The 16196-nt window shown below is 72.0% G+C and carries 14 protein-coding genes; 4 read left to right on the top strand and 10 right to left on the bottom strand.

Annotated features, from left to right (window positions below; translation table 11 throughout):
* The coding region (locus ACFWY6_RS34015) for a discoidin domain-containing protein (RefSeq protein ID WP_384698800.1) at positions 1 to 2378 on the top strand (2378 nt) is incomplete at its 5' end.
* Between the two features lie 126 nt (positions 2379 to 2504).
* Here the strand turns inward: ACFWY6_RS34015 and ACFWY6_RS34010 are convergent.
* A complete protein-coding gene (locus tag ACFWY6_RS34010) occupies positions 2505 to 3074 on the bottom strand; it encodes a hypothetical protein (protein WP_384698797.1) in 570 nt (189 codons plus the stop codon).
* A gap of 267 nt (positions 3075 to 3341) precedes the next feature.
* On the opposite strand from ACFWY6_RS34010, the gene ACFWY6_RS34005 reads away from it, so the two are divergent.
* Together ACFWY6_RS34005 and ACFWY6_RS34000 are read left to right on the top strand one after the other, a co-directional pair.
* Positions 3342 to 5228 (top strand): APC family permease, encoded by a 1887-nt coding sequence (locus ACFWY6_RS34005; protein ID WP_384698793.1) that lies wholly within the window; start codon positions 3342 to 3344, stop codon positions 5226 to 5228.
* 10 nt (positions 5229 to 5238) lie between these two features.
* The gene (locus ACFWY6_RS34000; protein ID WP_384698791.1) at positions 5239 to 5862 is read left to right on the top strand and encodes a hypothetical protein; all 624 of its coding nucleotides are present in this window, start codon (positions 5239 to 5241) and stop codon (positions 5860 to 5862) included.
* Positions 5863 to 5884: 22 nt separating this feature from the next.
* On the opposite strand, the gene ACFWY6_RS33995 is transcribed toward ACFWY6_RS34000, so the two are convergent.
* The 8 genes from ACFWY6_RS33995 to ACFWY6_RS33960 all read right to left on the bottom strand — a co-directional run bounded on the left by ACFWY6_RS33995 (position 5885) and on the right by ACFWY6_RS33960 (position 14344).
* Positions 5885 to 6820 carry an oxidoreductase gene (locus ACFWY6_RS33995; protein WP_384698788.1) on the bottom strand — a complete coding sequence of 312 codons (936 nt, stop codon included), beginning with the start codon at positions 6818 to 6820 and terminating at the stop codon, positions 5885 to 5887.
* A 104-nt stretch (positions 6821 to 6924) separates the two neighbouring features.
* On the bottom strand, positions 6925 to 7701 hold the full coding sequence (locus tag ACFWY6_RS33990) for an SDR family NAD(P)-dependent oxidoreductase (protein WP_384698785.1): 777 nt from the start codon (positions 7699 to 7701) through the stop codon (positions 6925 to 6927).
* Positions 7702 to 7787: 86 nt separating this feature from the next.
* Positions 7788 to 8372 carry a TetR/AcrR family transcriptional regulator gene (locus ACFWY6_RS33985; protein WP_384698782.1) on the bottom strand — a complete coding sequence of 195 codons (585 nt, stop codon included), beginning with the start codon at positions 8370 to 8372 and terminating at the stop codon, positions 7788 to 7790.
* Between the two features lie 54 nt (positions 8373 to 8426).
* The gene (gene nirD, locus ACFWY6_RS33980; protein ID WP_384698779.1) at positions 8427 to 8762 is read right to left on the bottom strand and encodes a nitrite reductase small subunit NirD; all 336 of its coding nucleotides are present in this window, start codon (positions 8760 to 8762) and stop codon (positions 8427 to 8429) included.
* Positions 8762 to 11368 (bottom strand): nitrite reductase large subunit NirB, encoded by a 2607-nt coding sequence (gene nirB / locus ACFWY6_RS33975; RefSeq protein ID WP_384698776.1) that lies wholly within the window; start codon positions 11366 to 11368, stop codon positions 8762 to 8764. The genes nirD and nirB overlap by 1 nt, the downstream gene beginning before the upstream one ends.
* 1 nt (position 11369) lies before the next feature.
* Positions 11370 to 12647 (bottom strand): NAD(P)/FAD-dependent oxidoreductase, encoded by a 1278-nt coding sequence (locus tag ACFWY6_RS33970; RefSeq protein ID WP_384698773.1) that lies wholly within the window; start codon positions 12645 to 12647, stop codon positions 11370 to 11372.
* A 103-nt stretch (positions 12648 to 12750) separates the two neighbouring features.
* Positions 12751 to 12942, bottom strand: a complete 192-nt coding sequence (locus ACFWY6_RS33965) for a hypothetical protein (RefSeq protein WP_384698770.1) — start codon at positions 12940 to 12942, stop codon at positions 12751 to 12753.
* Between the two features lie 52 nt (positions 12943 to 12994).
* A complete protein-coding gene (locus tag ACFWY6_RS33960) occupies positions 12995 to 14344 on the bottom strand; it encodes a ferric reductase-like transmembrane domain-containing protein (protein ID WP_384698766.1) in 1350 nt (449 codons plus the stop codon).
* A gap of 271 nt (positions 14345 to 14615) precedes the next feature.
* Here ACFWY6_RS33960 and ACFWY6_RS33955 point away from each other — a divergent pair, with 271 nt between their 5' ends.
* Positions 14616 to 15398 (top strand): TSUP family transporter, encoded by a 783-nt coding sequence (locus tag ACFWY6_RS33955; protein ID WP_266867294.1) that lies wholly within the window; start codon positions 14616 to 14618, stop codon positions 15396 to 15398.
* 22 nt (positions 15399 to 15420) lie between these two features.
* Here ACFWY6_RS33955 and ACFWY6_RS33950 read toward each other — a convergent pair whose 3' ends face one another.
* The gene (locus ACFWY6_RS33950) at positions 15421 to 16062 is read right to left on the bottom strand and encodes a class F sortase (RefSeq protein ID WP_384698762.1); all 642 of its coding nucleotides are present in this window, start codon (positions 16060 to 16062) and stop codon (positions 15421 to 15423) included.
* Positions 16063 to 16196: the final 134 nt, after the last annotated feature.

Raw genomic sequence — 16196 nt, 5'->3', positions numbered from 1 at the left:
CTCCCAGCCCCACCCCCCCGGCCCCCACCCCCCGCCCGCCCCCGGGCGGGGGGGGGGCGGCGGCCCCCCTCCGGTCCCCCCGGGACCCCGCGGGGGGCGCGGGAGCGCCCTCTGCCGGTGCCGCGAGTCGGGGCAATGCCCGCCCGACCGTCATTCCCGCCCTCCAGGAATGGGCCGGCGGTGACGGCGCCCACCGGCTCACCCCGGAGTCTCGGGTCGTCGTCTCCGCTGAGGATGCCGGTCAACTTCTCGTCCTGGCGCAGCAGTTGACGCGGGACATCGCCGACATCACAGGGCTGAAGCTCGCCGCGCCCCGCGCCGTCCGCCGCTCACGTGCCGCCGACGGCGAGATCCTGTTGCGCCTCGATGCGGCCGCCCGGCACGCCAAGGGCGGCGACCTCTACGCCCGCGAGGGGTATGAACTCGCGGTCAGGGCCGATGCCGTCACCATTACCGCGCCCGCCTACAGCGGTGTCTACTACGGCACCCGCTCCCTCCTGCAGATCCTTCTCCATGACGAGCAGCGCTCCCGCGTGCCCGTCGGGACCGCGCAGGACTGGCCCAACTACCGTCTGCGCGGCTTCATGCTGGATGTCGGGCGGCGCTTCTTCACGCCCGGATTCGTGCGGGACTACCTGCGCGTCATGGGGTGGTTCAAGCTCAATGATCTTCAGCTCCATCTCAACGACAACGAGATCAAGGCCCCGGGCGGCGACTGGAGCAAGGCCTACGACGCCTTCCGGCTGCGGAGCGACGCTGCCGAGTGGGAGGGGCTCGCGGCGCCCGACGGGTCGTACTCGCGTGCCGACTGGGACTCCTTCGAGGACACGGCCGCCCTGCACGCCGTGCAGCTCACGCCGGAGATCGACGCCCCGGCCCACTCGCGTTCCTTCGTACGCTTCCGGCCCTCGCTCGGGCTCGACGGCGGCAACTCCGACCACCTCGACCTCGCCAAGCCCGAGACCACAGCCTTTATGAAGGCGGTCTTCGAGGAGTTCGTGCCGTGGTTCCGCAGTCCCGAAGTGCACTACGGGGCCGACGAGTACACCGGACCCGAAGCCCAGTACCGCGCGTACTTCAACGACATGGCGGAGCATCTGCGCAGCCTCGGCAAGCATCCGCGTGCCTGGGGGAGCCTGACCGAGATGGCCGGTTCGGCGGACGGGTACGACCGTGACGTCACCGTCCACAGCTGGAACAACGGCTGGTACGGGCCGCAGGCCGCCAAGGCCGACGGCTACGAGATCGTGAACACGAATGATGCGCTGTTGTACGTGGTGCCGTTCGCCGACTACTACCACGGGCACGGGCTCGACGGCCGCTATTTGTACGACAGTTGGGAGCCGCACGTCTTCCCGGGGAGCGAGAGTCTGGACCCCGGCGATCCGCAGCTGCGGGGTGCCATGTCCGCCGTGTGGAACGACCTCGTGCATGCCACGTATACCCAGCAGGACGTGCACGGCCTCATCGAGAAGACGTACGGCACCCTTGCCCAGAAGATGTGGAGCGGCGGCGAACAGAGCCTCGACTACGGGGAGTTCACCGCGCTGCTGCGGCGCGGGGCGCGGGGCCCCGGGCTCTCCACCGTGACCCCGACACTGGCCGATCCCGACGAGCTCGCCTTCGGTGCGGCCGCGACCGCGTCGTCGGGTGCGCATGCGTCGTACATGTCCGACGGCAGCCACGTCACCTGCTGGACCAGTGCTACCGAGGCGGGGGGACCGTGGGTGCGGGTCGACCTCGGAGAGGTGCGGCACGTGGGGCGGGTGCGGTTGGACTGGGGGCGGGAGCACGGCCGTTCGTACGACGTCGAGGTTTCGGACGACGGGAGCGCGTGGCAGAAGGTCGCCTCCCGGCGGGGGCTTGAGCGGGCCGGCTGGGACGAGCTGGAGTTCGGGGGTGTGGCGGCGCGGTACGTCCGGGTGCGGGGGCGGGAGAGCGGACGGGTGCGGTGGGTGCTGTGGTCCGTGCAGGTCTTTGACGTCCCTGATCTGGCTCGGGGGCGGAAGGCGACGGCTTCTTCCGCGGAGACGGCCTCGCTGGGGGCGGAGAACGCGGTCGATGGGGATGCGGGGACTCGGTGGGCCTCGAAGTACACCGATGGTGAGTGGATCGCCGTCGATCTCGGGGAGGAGCGGAGTGTGCGGCGGGTGCTTCTCGACTGGGAGGCGGCTGCCGGGCGGGACTATGACGTGCAGGTCTCGGCCGATGGGGAGTCGTCGGGGTGGCGGACCGTGGCTGAGCGGCGGGGGCGGGAGGAGGCGGGGGTCGACGTGGTCGACCTGCCGTCGGTCGCGGCGCGGTTTGTGCGGATGCAGGGGGTGAAGCGGCAGACGGAGTACGGGTATTCGTTGTACCGGTTCGAGGTGCGGGGGTAGGCCGTAGGCCCTGCGGGGCTCTTTCCCCAATCCCGCCCCTACCCGAATCACTTCCGGCCGCGTGGTGGCCGTAGATCACCGGCTCCGCCGAGTTCGTCCTCAATCGCCGGACGGGCTGAAGAATGCCTACCGCAGGTCCGACGCCTCGAAGACCCCCCGCGCCCCCTCCGCGTCCAGGCGGGCGGACAGGCCGCCGAGCACCTCGGCGCCTGTCCGCAGCAGCCCCCGCTGCTTCGCATCCCGCGCCCCCGCGTCCAGGCGGTGCAGCAGCAACGGGTTCTCCGCGAGCACCTGGGGGTCGAGCTCCACACGGTTGCCCAGGGAGTCGCTCAGGACCAGGCGCGCCGCGACCCCCGGCTCGTGCCGCACCGCGGTCAGCAGGCCCGTACACACGTGACGGCCGCGCAGCAGTCCGCGGACGGCCAGCCACCCCGGGCCCGCCGTCACCCGCACCGGATGCAGGATGACGTACAGGAGCGCCGAAAGCGCCGCCCACAGCCCGGCCCGCACCGCGTCCAGCGTGCCGTTGGCCAGGTCGACGAGCGTGACCAGGAGGAAGAGGGTGAGGGCGCAGAAGGCCGCGGCCCGTACGTCGCCCGCCCAGCGCCGGTCGGACACGGTGTCCTCCGCGGCGCCCTCCCCCGCCTCCACGCCCCTGCCGAGCACCCTGCCCCGTGTCGTCCTGTCATGTCCCATGTGCGGCACCGTAGGCCCGGCACCACGTCGCGTCAGCGGTGTTGACGGGCCGCTTACTCCGCCGCCGTACTCCTTGACGTACCGCTGATGCAACGCCGTGGCCCGCGCGACGCCGAGAGATCCCCGCGCGACCCCCGCGCGACCCCCGTCAAGGACGCGTGAAGATCCCGGCCCGGCGCGCAAGGGAGTCACCAAGACGGCGCGCGGGGCGTGCCGTGCGCCCTGACGCTGGGCATTCCTTCACCACCCCTGCCTGGAGGTACGCCCATGACCACCGTGTCCGAGTCGCCGGACAGCGGCAGCAGCCCCGTCGCCGTCGCCGTCGAGGAACCCCCGGATACCGACGCAGCGGCGGCGGCCCGTGCGGACCGCCATCGGCTGACCGCCGTTCAGGGGCTCGCCGCGCTCTCCCTCGACGCCATGGCCTCCGTCGCGTACGGCCCCGAGGCCATCGTCCTGGTCCTCGCCGCGGCAGGCGGCTACGGCCTCGGCTTCACCCTCCCGGTGACGCTCGGCATCGCCGCCCTGCTCGCCGTGCTCGTCGCCTCCTACCGCCAGGTCATCGCCGCCTTCCCCGACGGAGGCGGCAGCTATGCCGCCGCCAAGACCCACCTGGGGCGCCGGGCCGGGCTTGTCGCAGCGGCCTCGCTCGTCCTCGACTACGTACTCAATGTCGCCGTCGCCGTCACCGCGGGCGTCGCCGCGCTCACCTCCGCCTTCCCCGAGCTGTACGGCGACCGGGTGTGGATCTGTCTGGCGGTGCTCGTCGTCGTCACGGGCGTCAATCTGCGCGGCATCGTCGACTCGGCGAAGGTCTTCATCGCGCCGACCGCGATCTTCGTCGGCGCGATACTCGCGATGGTCGTCGTCGGGCTCTTCCGGGACGGCCCGGTCAGCACGGCCGCCGCCGATGGCCACGCCTCCGTCCTCGCCGACAACGCCACCACGGTCGGCGCGCTGCTCCTGCTCAAGGCGTTCGCCTCGGGCTGCTCCGCGCTCACGGGCGTCGAGGCGATCGCCAACGCCGTGCCCTCCTTCCGCGCCCCGCGCGTCAAGCGCGCCCAGCACGCGGAGGTCGCGCTCGGCGCGCTGCTCGGCGTGATGCTGATCGGCCTGTCCGTGCTGATCTCCCGCTTCGGTCTGCAGCCGGTCGAGGGTGTCACCGTCCTCGCCCAGCTCGCGGACGCCTCACTCGGCCACAACTGGGCTTTCTACGTCGTGCAGTTCGCGACGATGATCCTGCTGGCCCTCTCCGCCAACACGTCCTTCGGCGGCCTGCCCGTCCTGATGAGCCTGCTCGCCCGGGACAACTATCTCCCGCATGTCTTCGCGCTGAAGGCCGACCGCCAGGTCCACCGGCACGGCGTCCTCGCGCTCGCGCTGGTGTCGGCCGCGCTGCTCGTCTTCTCCGGCGGCGACACCAACACCCTCGTGCCGCTCTTCGCGATCGGCGTGTTCGTCGGCTTCACGCTCTGCCAGACCGGCATGGTGCTCCACTGGCACAAGGCGGGCAAGCCCGCGAAGGCCCTGCTCAACGGCTTCGGGGCGGTGCTCACCGGCATCTCGGCGGTGGTCGTCACGGCCACCAAGTTCACCGAGGGCGCCTGGCTGATCGTGCTCGCGCTTCCGGCGATCGTGCTCTGCTTCGAGGCCGTGCACCGCGCCTATCTCAGGATCGGCGACGACCTGGGTCTGGGGCGCGTCCCGGAGCCTCCGCACCGCGACCACTCCCTGGTCATCGTCCCCGTGTCGAACCTCTCCCGCCTCACCTGCGAGGCGCTGGGCGCCGCCGTCTCGCTCGGCGACGAGGTCCGCGCCGTCACCGTCACCCATGCCGACCCCGAGGACCGGCGCGCCGCCGAGGCGCTGCGCCGCGACTGGGAGCTGTGGAACCCGGGTGTCGACCTGGTGGAGCTGCCCTCGCAGACGCGCACCGTCGGGCGGCCGGTGTCGGCGTACGTACGGAGGATTTACACGTACCACCCCACCACCCGAGTCACCGTCCTGATCCCCGAGGTGGAGCCCGCCCATGTCTGGCAGCGGCTGCTGCAGAACCAGCGCGGCTCGGTCCTCGCGCACGCGGTGCGCCGCGACACGGACGCGGTCATCTGCCGACTGCGGTTCCGTCTTGCAGCGGGGCGGCGCCGGTCCTAGCGTCGGCGCCATGAGCGGAAGCGCGAGCCATGCGGGTGCGGGCAAGAAGTTCACCGGAAGCGCGGGCAAGAAGATCACCGAGAAGTTGTCGGACGAGGCGCTGCGCGAGGCGACCGGCAGGGACTGGCCGCAGTGGTTCGCCCTGCTCGACGCCTGGGACGGCACGTCCCGCAACCACACCGAGATCGCCCGCCACGTCCGCGAGGACCACGGCGTCGACGGCTGGTACGCCCAGTCCGTGGCCGTCGGCTACGAACAGGAGCGCGGTCTTCGCGAGGTCGGCCAGAGCAGCACGGGCGAGTGGCGGACCAGCGGCAGCAAGACGATCGACGCCACGGCGGCGCGGGTGATCGAGGCGTTCACCGACGAAGGCCTGCGGGCGCGGTGGCTGCCGGACGTCGACTTCACCGTGCGCACGCAGCGCCCCGCCAAGTCGGTGACCGCCGACTTCAAGGACGCGGACGGCGGGGGCGCCGGGCGCATCTCCGTGACGCTCACGGTGAAGGCGCCGGGGAAGACGGTGGTGGGGGTCGGCCACGAGAAGCTGCGGGACGCGGCGGAGGTCGCGGCGTACAAGTCCTTCTGGAAGGACCGCCTTGCCGCGCTGAAGTCCCTTCTTGAGCAGGGGAGTTAGCGGGCGGGGCGGGAGGGCCTGGTTAACCCTTCAGCTCCCCGTACTCGACCCCGGTCAACCCCTCCGACGCCTCCCACAGCCGCCCCGCGCCCACATCGTCCCGCGTCCACCCTGCCCGCCAGGACCTCGCAGGCGCCCCGCGCCACCCCAGGAGCCTCGGCCCGGTGAAGGAATCCGGCCGCACTCCCGGTGCCGTGGCCGCGAACAGCGTGGGCAGCGCGCCCGCGTCGGCCGACTGCGCGACCAGGCCGTTGCCGATCCGCATGAAGCGCTCGGCCGCCTTGCGGCCCTCCATCCGGGGTGCGGCCGCCTGGAGGTTCGTCGACGCGTAGCCGGGATGCGCCGCCGCGGCCACCACATCGGAGCCGGCGGCCGCGAGGCGCCGCGCCAGTTCGTGGACGAAGAGCAGGTTCGCCGTCTTGGAGCGGCCGTAGGCGATCCAACGCCGGTAGTTCCGCTCGCTGTTGAGATCGTCGATGTCGATGTTCGCCACGGCGTGCATGCCGCTGGACACCGTGACGATCCGCGCGCCCGGCGTCCGCAGGAGCAGCGGCAGGAGCAGTCCCGTGAGCGCGAAGTGGCCCAGGTGATTGACGCCGAACTGCGTCTCGAAGCCGTCCACCGTCTGCCGGTACGGGAGCGCCATCACCCCCGCGTTGTTGATGAGCAGATCGAGACCGCCCTGCGTCTCACTCTCGTACGACGCCGCGAACTCCCGTACGGAGCCCAGATCGCCGAGGTCGAGTCTCCTGAACTCTGCCTTCGCGCCCGGTATTTCGGAACGCAGCCGGGCCAGCGCCCGCGACCCGCGCTCCTCGCTGCGGCAGGCGAGGACCACGCGCGCGCCACGGCGGGCGAGTTCGCGTGCCGTGACATAGCCGATGCCGCTGTTGGCTCCGGTGACCACGGCCGTGCGGCCGCTCTGGTCGGGGATGTCGCTCGCGTTCCAGCCCGCCATGGCGCGGCTCCCTCTGCTTGAGTGCACGACTGTTCTTACTTGAGAGTAAGTGGAAGTCTTGCTTGAGGTAAGGGGAAGCGTGCCGTCGGCGACAGAGGGATGCCTCAGGCGGCCGCACCCCCATCGATCACCAGGTCCGCCCCGACCACCGACGCCGCGTCGTCCGAGGCGAGGTACAGCACGGCCGCGGCGACCTCCGCGGTCGTGGACACCCGGCCCAGCGGCGTCGCGTTCTTCATCCGCTCCGTGCGCTCGGCCCCGCTCTCGCCCGGAAGCAGCGACATGCTGGTGTCCGACGAGCCGGGGCTCACGGCGTTGATCCGTACCCCGTCCTGGATGTGCTCGGCCGCGGCGCCCTTGGTCAGGATGGAGACGGCCGCCTTGGTGGTGGCGTACGCCGTAGTGCCCGGACGGCGGGTGTGGGTGCCCAGGACCGACGCGATGTTCACGATCGCCCCGCCGCCCGGCTGGGTCCGCATCTGCTTCACCTCGGCCCGCAGTGCGAGGAACACCCCGGTGACATTGATGTCGAGCAGCGTCCGCCAGTCGTCCTCGGGCAGATCGGCGACCGGCTGCCCCGCACGCAGGACGCCGGCGTTGTTGACGGCCACGTCGAGCGAGCCGAACCGCTCGACCGTGGTGGAGACGAGGGTCGCGAGATCCGCGCTCCGGGTCACGTCGGCGGTGACGGCGAGCGCGCTGCCGCCGGCCTCCTCGATGAGCCCCACGGTCTCCTTGAGCGGGCCCTCCGTGCGCCCGGCGACGACGACGTTCGCACCCTCCGCGGCCAAGGCGAGCGCGATGGCCCGGCCGAGGCCGGAGCCGCCGCCGGTGACGAGGGCGGTGCGGCCGGTGAAGCGGGTGCGCGGTCCTGAAGTCATGACAGAGCTCTTTTCTTGAACGATCGGTTCAGTATGAGGGCATGAAAAAGAGGATCAAGGGGTGAGCCGGAATTTCAGTCGGGCATTCAGTCGAGCAGGCTCAGTGCCTGCTCCGCCGCGTCCCGCACCCGCGCCGGATCCTGCGACGCCTTGCCGACCACGCGCAGCCCCTGCATCAGGGTCAGCAGCATGCGCGCGAGGGCGAGCGGATCGCGGTCCTCCGGAAGCTCGCCCTGCGCCTGTGCGCGGACGAGCGCCGAGTGCAGCAGCGTCTCGATGTGCTCCCAGCTGCGCTCGACGCAGCGGGCGGCCGCCGCGTCGTGCGGTCCGAGCTCGGCCGCCGTATTGGTGATGAAACAGCCGTTCAGGCGGGCGTCATCGGAGGCGGACTCGCTCCCGAAGCGGCGCACCACCGCGCGTACGGCGGGCAGTGCGGGCCCCGGCTGCGAGAGCTCGGCGAGCAGAAGGGGGTTCTGGAACTGGGCGTACCGGTCGAGCGCCTTCATGTACAGCTCGTGCTTGTTGCCGAACGTGGCGTAGATGCTGGCGCGCCCGATGCCGAGCGCCTCGACGAGGTCGGCCATCGACGTCGCCTCGTAGCCGCGCCGCCAGAACAGCTCTAGGGCCGACTGGAGCGCGGCGTCCGGATCGAATTCCTTGGTCCTGGCCACGAGGGAAGAGTAGGCGTTACTGGAACGGGCGGTCAAGTAACCCCGTCGAGCGAGTCAGGCAAGCCGCACCGTATGCGTCTCCACCGTCACCGAGTCGTCGTCCAGGCACCGGCCCGTCTCCAGGTCGAAGCGCTGCTTCAGGAGCGGCGACGCGACGAACGGGCGTCCGCCCGCCGCGCCGAGCAGCCCGCGCGAGAGCACCGCCGCGCCGGTGAACGGGTCGCGGTTGTCGATCGCGTACGCGCGGCCCGCGCGGTCGATGAAGAGTGCGGCCTGGCGGCCGTCGGGGAGCAGGGCGGCGATGCCCCGGCCCGGCTGCAGCCGTGCGCGGTCGCAGACCTCGAACCAGTCGTCGTCCAGGCGGAGTTGAACGCTCATCGGGACAGTCATCAGGATGCTGCACCTTCCAGGTCGCGAGGGCGGGAGCCGATGCTCAGCAGCGGCAGGTCGGGCTTGATCTGGTCCCGCTCGGGGACGAAGCTCACCGTGGGGTCCGGGACGTCCGGCGCGTTCACGAAGGACACGAACCGGGCGAGCCGCTCGGGGTCGTTGATGGTCTCGGACCACTCGTCGCGGTAGTGCGCGACATGGTCGGCCATCAGGGCCTCGAGCTCGGAGCAGATGCCGAGCGAGTCGTGCACGACCACATCGCGTACGTGGTCGAGGCCGCCCTCGATCCGCTCGAGCCAGGTCGAGGTGCGCTCAAGGCGGTCCGCCGTGCGGATGTAGAACATCAGGAACCGGTCGATGAGGCGCACCAGTTCGGCGTCGGACAGGTCCTGCGCGAGCAGGTCCGCGTGGCGCGGGGTCGCGCCGCCGTTGCCGCCCACGTACAGGTTCCAGCCGCTCGACGTGGCGATCACCCCGAAGTCCTTGGACTGCGCCTCGGCGCACTCGCGCGCACAGCCGGATACGGCGGACTTCAGCTTGTGCGGGGAGCGCAGGCCCCGGTAGCGCAGCTCCAGATCGATCGCCATCCGCACCGAGTCCTGCACGCCGTAGCGGCACCAGGTCTGCCCGACGCACGACTTCACCGTCCGCAGCGACTTGCCGTACGCGTGACCCGACTCGAAGCCCGCGTCCACCAACCGCGCCCAGATCATGGGGAGTTGTTCGACGCGGGCGCCGAACATGTCGATGCGCTGGCCGCCGGTGATCTTCGTGTAGAGCCCGAAGTCCCGTGCCACCTCGCCGATCACGATCAGCTTGTCCGGGGTGATCTCGCCGCCGGGGATGCGCGGGACGACCGAATAGGAGCCGTTCTTCTGGAGGTTGGCGAGGAAGTGGTCGTTCGTGTCCTGGAGGGAGGCCTGCTCGCCTTCGAGTACGTAGCCGTCGGCGCCGATCGTCGGGGCGAGCGAGGCGATGATCGAGCCGACCGCCGGCTTGCAGGTCTCGCAGCCCTCGGTGCCGCGGGCCGCCTCGCGGCCGTGGGCGTCGAGGAGCTGCCGGTAGGAGGTGATGCCCAGGGTGCGGACGATCTCGTACAGCTCTTGGCGGGTCTGGCCGAAGCAGCCGCACAGCCCCTTGTCGACCTCGACGCCCGACGCCTCCAGCTCGTCGTTGACCAGCTGGCCCAGCACCTTCACACAACTGCCGCAGCCCGTACCGGCCTTGGTGCACTTCTTGACCTCGGGCACGGTCGTGCAGCTGTGCTCGGTGACGGCGCCGCGGATCGTGCCCTTGGTGACGTTGTGGCAGGAGCAGATGACCGCGGAGTCCGGCAGCGAGGACGGGCCGATCGACACCGGGCCGCCCGCGCCCGCGGGAAGGACCAGCTGCTCCGGCGAGACCGGCGGCACACTGCCGGTCAGCGGCCGAAGGACGCCGTACGCCTCAGCGTCGCCGACCAGGACACCGCCGAGCAGCTCGCCGCCCGGACCGATGACCAGCTTCTTGTACGTTCCCGAGCGCGAGTCGGAGTAGACGACGTCCAGGCAGTCCTCGGCCGTGCCGTGCGCGTCGCCGAAGGAGGCGACGTCCACGCCGAGCAGCTTGAGCTTGGTGGAGAGATCGGCGCCGGTGAAGCTCGACTCCTCGGCGGCGATCGCCGCGGCGGCCGTGTCGGCCATCTCGTAGCCGGGCGCGACCAGGCCGTAGACCCGGCCGTCCGAGGCCTGCGCGCACTCGCCGATCGCGTACACGTCCGGGTCGCTGGTGCGGCACTGCTCGTCGACGGTGATGCCGCCGCGCTCGCCCACCGACAGGCCGGTGTCACGGGCGAGTTGGTCGCGGGGGCGGACGCCCGCCGAGAACACCACCAGGTCGGTGGCGAGTTCACTGCCGTCCGACAGCTTCATCCCGCTGACGGCGCCCTCCGTGCTGACGATCTCCTGGGTGCCGACGCCCGTGTGCACGCTCAGGCCCATGTTGGTGATGGTGCGCAGGAGTGCCGCGCCGCCGCCCTCGTCGACCTGCACCGGCATCAGGCGCGGCGCGAACTCCACGACGTGCGTGTCGAGTCCGAGCCCGCGCAGCGCGCCCGCCGCCTCCAGGCCGAGAAGGCCGCCGCCGACCACGGCACCGGTCTTCGCGTACGTCTTCGCGTACTCCTCGATGGCCAGCAGGTCCTCGATGGTGCGGTAGACGAAACAGCCCGTCGTGTCCTTGCCCGGCACCGGCGGCACGAAGGGGAAGGAGCCGGTGGCGAGGACGAGCGTGTCGTAGGCGAAGGTCTGCCCGGAGCGCGCGGTGACGGTCTTCGCGTCCCGGTCGACGGACTCGGCGGGGTCGCCCACGTACAGCTCGATGCCGTGCTTCTCGATGAACTCCGGGTCCGTGAGGGAGAGTTCGTCGGGCGTGCGGCCCGAGAAGTACGAGGTGAGCTGTACGCGGTCGTAGGCGGGGCGCGGCTCCTCGCACAGGACGACCACGCGGTGCGTGTCGGTCAGACCGCGAGCGGCCGCGGCCTCCAGGAAGCGCTGGCCGACCATGCCGTGCCCGACGAGCACGATGGTGCTCCGGGCGGTGCTGTGGCGGGGGGTGTCCGTGGGCATGTCAGAGGCCTCCGAATGGGGTATCCCCTGCCCGAGCGCAGTCGAGAGCTTGGGGAAGGGTGAGCAGGTGGAGCAAGGGGCTGCCGTCGTCCTCGGGCAGCGGGTCGTCGGACTCCCATGCGCGGGCGAGCGCGCCGACGGTGCCGAGCTCGCCGAGCAGGACCCCGCCGACGAGCCGGTCGCCCCGCACGACGACCTTGCGGTAGGTGCCGCGGGTCGCGTCCGCGAGCTGCACCACGTCGTCGTCGGGCCGGGGCTCGGGGTCGCCGAAGGCCGCCAGGTCCAGGGGAGCGGAGCCGGGACGGCCGGTGTGCAGGGTGAGCCGGGTCAGGGCGCGGGTACCGGAGTACGGCCGCGCGCTGTCCGGCGAGAGCAGGGAATCGGCCAGGGCATCGGCCTGTTCGAGGGCGGGCGCCGCCAGGCAGCGCACCTCGCCGGAGTGCTCGGCGCAGTCGCCGATGGCCCGGATGTGCGGATCGGACGTGCGCAGCTCGTCGTCGACCACGATGCCGCGCCGCACGTCGAGCCCGGCGGCCTGGGCGAGGCCGACGCGGGGGCGGACACCGCAGGCGAGCACGGTGAGGTCGGTGCCGAGCAGATAGCCGTCGGCGAGCTCGACCGACCGTACGGCCCCGTCGACCTGCCGCACGCCGCGCACCCGGCACTCGGTGTGCACCTCGACGCCGAGATCGGTCAGGTGCCGGTGGACGAGCTCCGATGCCGCCGGGTCGAGCTGGCGCTCCATGAGCCGGTCGCCCTGCTGGGTGAGGACGACCTGGGCGCCGCGCACGGCGAGCGCGCGGGCGGCGGAGACACCGAGCAGCCCGCCGCCGATGACGACGGCGCGTACGCCCGGACGTATCGCGTCCGAGAGCGCGAGGCAGTCGTCCATGGTCCGGAAGGGGTGCACACCGCGCGGCAGCTCACGGGCGTCCGGCGCGAAGAGACCGCGCAGGGGCGGCAGGACCGGGTTGGAGCCGGTGGCGAGGACGAGCGTCTCGTACCGGACGACCCGGCCGTCCGCGCAGTGCACGAGCCGGTCCTCGCGGTCGACCCGGACGGCACGGGTGCGCAGGAACTCCCCGGGGGCGGCCGGCAGGCCGATGACCTCCGGTCCGTACCGGCCGGCGAGGACATCGGCGAGCAGCACCCGGTTGTACGGCGCGTGCGTCTCCTCGCCGATGAGCACGGCGGCACCCCCGAGCCGCTGGGCGAGCCGAACACCGGCAAGGCCCGCGCCGATCACCGCCACACGTGCGTTCGAGGTTGATGAGGTCATGTACGGCAGCGTGCGTGGGCGGTGTTACCCGTCCGCATCCTCACTGTTTCCCGGGGGGAACGCTGCCCTCAGCGGGGGTGGGGGTGGGGTGTGAGGGGCGCGGCTAGGGGGCGGCCTGCGGTGCCGGTACGCCCGGCGGGGCGCGGTCGGGGGCAGGCGGCGCCGCGGGCGCGATGGTCAGGGTCAGCGCCGTCGCAACCAAGGCGCTCGCCCCGGCGAGGCCCGCCGCCAGTCTGCGGCGCGACTGCAGGGTGGGGCCCTGGACGGGGCCTGCGGGTTTGCGGTGACGTCCCATGTCTCAGATCTCTCGGTGGCGTGGCTCAGAAGGCTCAGAAGGCTCAGAAGGTTCAGAAGGCGAAGCACTCGGCATGGATGCGTTCCTCCGGGACCCCGGCCCGCACCAGCGCCGCCGTCGCCGACGCGGACATCCCCGGCGGCCCGCACAGATAGACGTCGTGCTCGGCGAGGTCCGGCACCAGGTTTCGCAGCGCCTGTGGCGCGAGCGGATCGAAGGACGCGTCGGAACGGCCGAGGAGATAGTGCAGCCCGGCACCCCGGCTCCGGGCGATGCCCTCCAGCTCGTCCCGCAGCACGAGCTGCTCCGTGCTCCCCGCCCGGTAGAGCAGCGTGATGTCCCCGGGCCCGCCGGGCAGCGTCTCGAAGAGGGCCCGCATCGGCGTGATGCCGACCCCGCCCGCGAGCAGCAGCACCTTCCGCCGCGTACGCCGATGAGCGGTCAGCGCCCCGAACGGCCCGGTGGCGAGCACCCGCGTGCCCGGCCTGAGCCGCCGCACCCGCCGGGTGTGGCCGCCGATCGCCTTCACCGTGATCCGCAGGGTGTCGTCCCGCACGGGCGCGGAGAGCGAGAACGGCAGCGCGGTGCGCCACAGCCCGCGCCGCAGAAAGCGCCACCGGAAGAACTGCCCCGGCTCGGCCCGCAGCCCGTCGAGCCCGATGCCCTGCATCACGACCGAGACGACCCCGGGACCTTCGTCGCGTACGCCGATGACGCGCAGGCTGTGCCGGAACGCCTGCCGCACCGGCACGACGACGCGGTACCAGACGAGGAGCACCGCGACGACGGCGTGAAGCAGCGACCAGGCCCACACGGTGAGGACGCTGCCCGCCACATCGGGCCCGGCGAGCTGGTGCACGAAGGCGAGCGCCGCGCCGATGTGGGTCAGCAGATGCACGGCCCGCCACGTCTCGTGCGGGACGCGACGGCGCACCGCACGCGCGGACGTCACGCCGACGGCCACGAACAGCGCGGTGCCGACGGCGGCGAGGGCGAGCCCCGGGTAGCCGAGCAGGTCGAGCGTGGCGTCGACCAGGTCGGTGTCGGCGTGGGCGGCGTATCCGCACAGGGCGAGGAGCGCGTGGCCCAGGCAGAGGGAGAGGACGTAGCGGCCGCCGAGCGCGTGCCGCCGCGCGAGCCGGTCGGCGCCGACGCCGTGCTCGACGGCGGGGACGCGGGCCATCAGGAACAGCATCACGAGGATCCCGTAGCCGGCCAGCAGCCCGGTCAGATGCGCGCCGGTCGCGAAGAGCACGTCGAGCCGCGCCGACGGCTCGGCCTGCGCGGCCCACAGGGCGGTGACGGCGACCGCACCGCCGACGATGCCCGCACGGAGGGCGGCGGGGCTGACGCGGAGTGCGGGGCACGCGGCGGGTCGGGGATGGGCTGCCTCGGTGGTCACGGCCGCAGCGTAGGCGGGCGGTGCGCCTGAAAGCGGCTGGTCAGAGGGGTATCCGTGATCCTTAAGGCGGACTTGAGGATGGGCTTAATGAGGGTTAAGCATCGGGAGTATTCAGCCTGTCGAGGGGGTCCCCCCTGCTCTTTAAGAGCTTGGGGGAGCTTGAGGACGATCTCGGCGAAGCCGGTGATCGACGGCGCGCGAACCTCTGAAGACCCTCAACTCTCCCCGGTTTTCATAGACCGAATGATCAACGCTCCATAGGGTCGCGATCATGCCCGACATATCGCTGACCACCGTCGTCGTCCTCTGTATCGCCGCCCTCGCGGCCGGCTGGATCGACGCGGTGGTCGGCGGCGGCGGGCTGCTTCTGCTGCCCGCGCTGCTGATCGGGCTTCCGGGGTCGACGCCGGCCGCGCACGCCCTCGGGACGAACAAGGCCGTCGCCATCGTCGGCACGACCGGCGCCGCGGTGACGTACGTACGCAAGACGCCCGTCGACGTGCCGACCGCCGTGCGCATCGGGCTCGCCGCGCTCGCCGGGTCGATGGGCGGCGCCGTCTTCGCCGCGGGGATGAGCACCGAGGTGCTCAAGCCCGTCATCATGGTCGTCCTTGTCGCCGTCGGCGCCTTCGTCATCTTCAAGCCCGACTTCGGCACCGCGCCCGCCGCCCGGCCCGCCTCGCCCAAGAGGATCCTCGCCGCGATCGGCCTCGCGGGCCTCGGCATCGGCTTCTACGACGGGCTCATCGGCCCCGGCACCGGCACCTTCCTGGTGCTCGCGCTCACCGCCGTGCTCCACCTCGACCTGGTGGCGGCCTCCGCCACCGCCAAGATCGTCAACTGCTGCACCAACGCGGGCGCCCTCGCGATGTTCGCCTGGCAGGGCGCGGTCCTGTGGCAACTGGCCGGTCTGATGGCCGTGTTCAACCTCGCGGGCGGCATGTTCGGCGCGCGCACAGCGCTGAAGAAGGGCAGCGGCTTCGTCAGGGTCGTGCTGCTGACCACCGTGTTCGGGCTCGTGGCCAAGATGGCGTACGAGCAGTGGGTCGCCTAGCCGCAGGCGCACGTCCGGAGTCTCAGCGCACGCCCGTCAGATGGGCGAAGACGACCACGTTGCCCTCGTAGCCGGTCTTGCGCGAGTACGTGCCGCCGCAGGTGATGACCCGCAGCTCGGGGCGGTCCGCCGCGCCGTACACCTTCTCGTCGGGGAAGTTCGTCGCGGCGTAGACCTCGTTCGCGTCGACGGTGAACACCGCCACGCTGCCGTCCCTGCGTTCGACCTCGATGGTGCGGCCCTTGGTCAGGCCGCCCAGGTCGTAGAAGACGGAAGGGCCATCGGCGTTGTCGACGTGCCCCGCCACGACGGCGGTCCCGGTCTCGCCGGGCGTGGTCCCCGACTCGTACCAGCCCGCGAGATGCGTCTTGTTCGGCGGCGGTACGTCGAGGCTGCCCTGGCGGGTGAGGCCGAGCCCCATGAGCGGCGCGTCGACCCGGATGGAGGGGATCCGGATCCGGTCGGGCGGCGACGGGGGAAGCGCGGACGACGCGGGGGCGGGGCCGATGCCGGTGCCCGCCGACGCCGACGCCGAAGCGGCCTGCGCGGCGGACGGCTGCGGCGGCGGGCCCGGACCGGCGCCGTTGTGCAGCAGCCACGCGCCGGAGCACAGGGCGACGGCGGTGACCGCCCCTATCGCGGAGTTGAGGGTCCTTCTGCGCATACGTGTTCGTCCTCCTCGGGGTCGGGGAGTCCGGCCCCTCGTCCCCCGCCCCCTCCCCGAGGGTCATCGCGGGCCGGGCGGGGGGGGGGGGGTGGGGGTCCGGGGGAGCGCGGTGGGTGTCCGGCAGATCCAGT

The organism is Streptomyces sp. NPDC059037 (assembly GCF_042740015.1).
Classification (GTDB): Bacteria; Actinomycetota; Actinomycetes; order Streptomycetales; family Streptomycetaceae; genus Streptomyces.
This window is presented reverse-complemented; position numbering and strand designations above follow the sequence as displayed.

What these genes read in the sequence shown, in the direction of transcription:
- ACFWY6_RS34010 (WP_384698797.1), bottom strand. Translation starts at nt 3,074, where the DNA reads ATGGGACATGACAGGACGACACGGGGCAGGGTGCTCGGCAGGGGCGTG.
- ACFWY6_RS34005 (WP_384698793.1), top strand. Translation starts at nt 3,342, where the DNA reads ATGACCACCGTGTCCGAGTCGCCGGACAGCGGCAGCAGCCCCGTCGCC.
- ACFWY6_RS34000 (WP_384698791.1), top strand. Translation starts at nt 5,239, where the DNA reads ATGAGCGGAAGCGCGAGCCATGCGGGTGCGGGCAAGAAGTTCACCGGA.
- ACFWY6_RS33995 (WP_384698788.1), bottom strand. Translation starts at nt 6,820, where the DNA reads ATGGCGGGCTGGAACGCGAGCGACATCCCCGACCAGAGCGGCCGCACG.
- ACFWY6_RS33990 (WP_384698785.1), bottom strand. Translation starts at nt 7,701, where the DNA reads ATGACTTCAGGACCGCGCACCCGCTTCACCGGCCGCACCGCCCTCGTC.
- nirD (WP_384698779.1), bottom strand. Translation starts at nt 8,762, where the DNA reads ATGACTGTCCCGATGAGCGTTCAACTCCGCCTGGACGACGACTGGTTC.
- nirB (WP_384698776.1), bottom strand. Translation starts at nt 11,368, where the DNA reads ATGCCCACGGACACCCCCCGCCACAGCACCGCCCGGAGCACCATCGTG.
- ACFWY6_RS33970 (WP_384698773.1), bottom strand. Translation starts at nt 12,647, where the DNA reads ATGACCTCATCAACCTCGAACGCACGTGTGGCGGTGATCGGCGCGGGC.
- ACFWY6_RS33965 (WP_384698770.1), bottom strand. Translation starts at nt 12,942, where the DNA reads ATGGGACGTCACCGCAAACCCGCAGGCCCCGTCCAGGGCCCCACCCTG.
- ACFWY6_RS33955 (WP_266867294.1), top strand. Translation starts at nt 14,616, where the DNA reads ATGCCCGACATATCGCTGACCACCGTCGTCGTCCTCTGTATCGCCGCC.
- ACFWY6_RS33950 (WP_384698762.1), bottom strand. Translation starts at nt 16,062, where the DNA reads ATGCGCAGAAGGACCCTCAACTCCGCGATAGGGGCGGTCACCGCCGTC.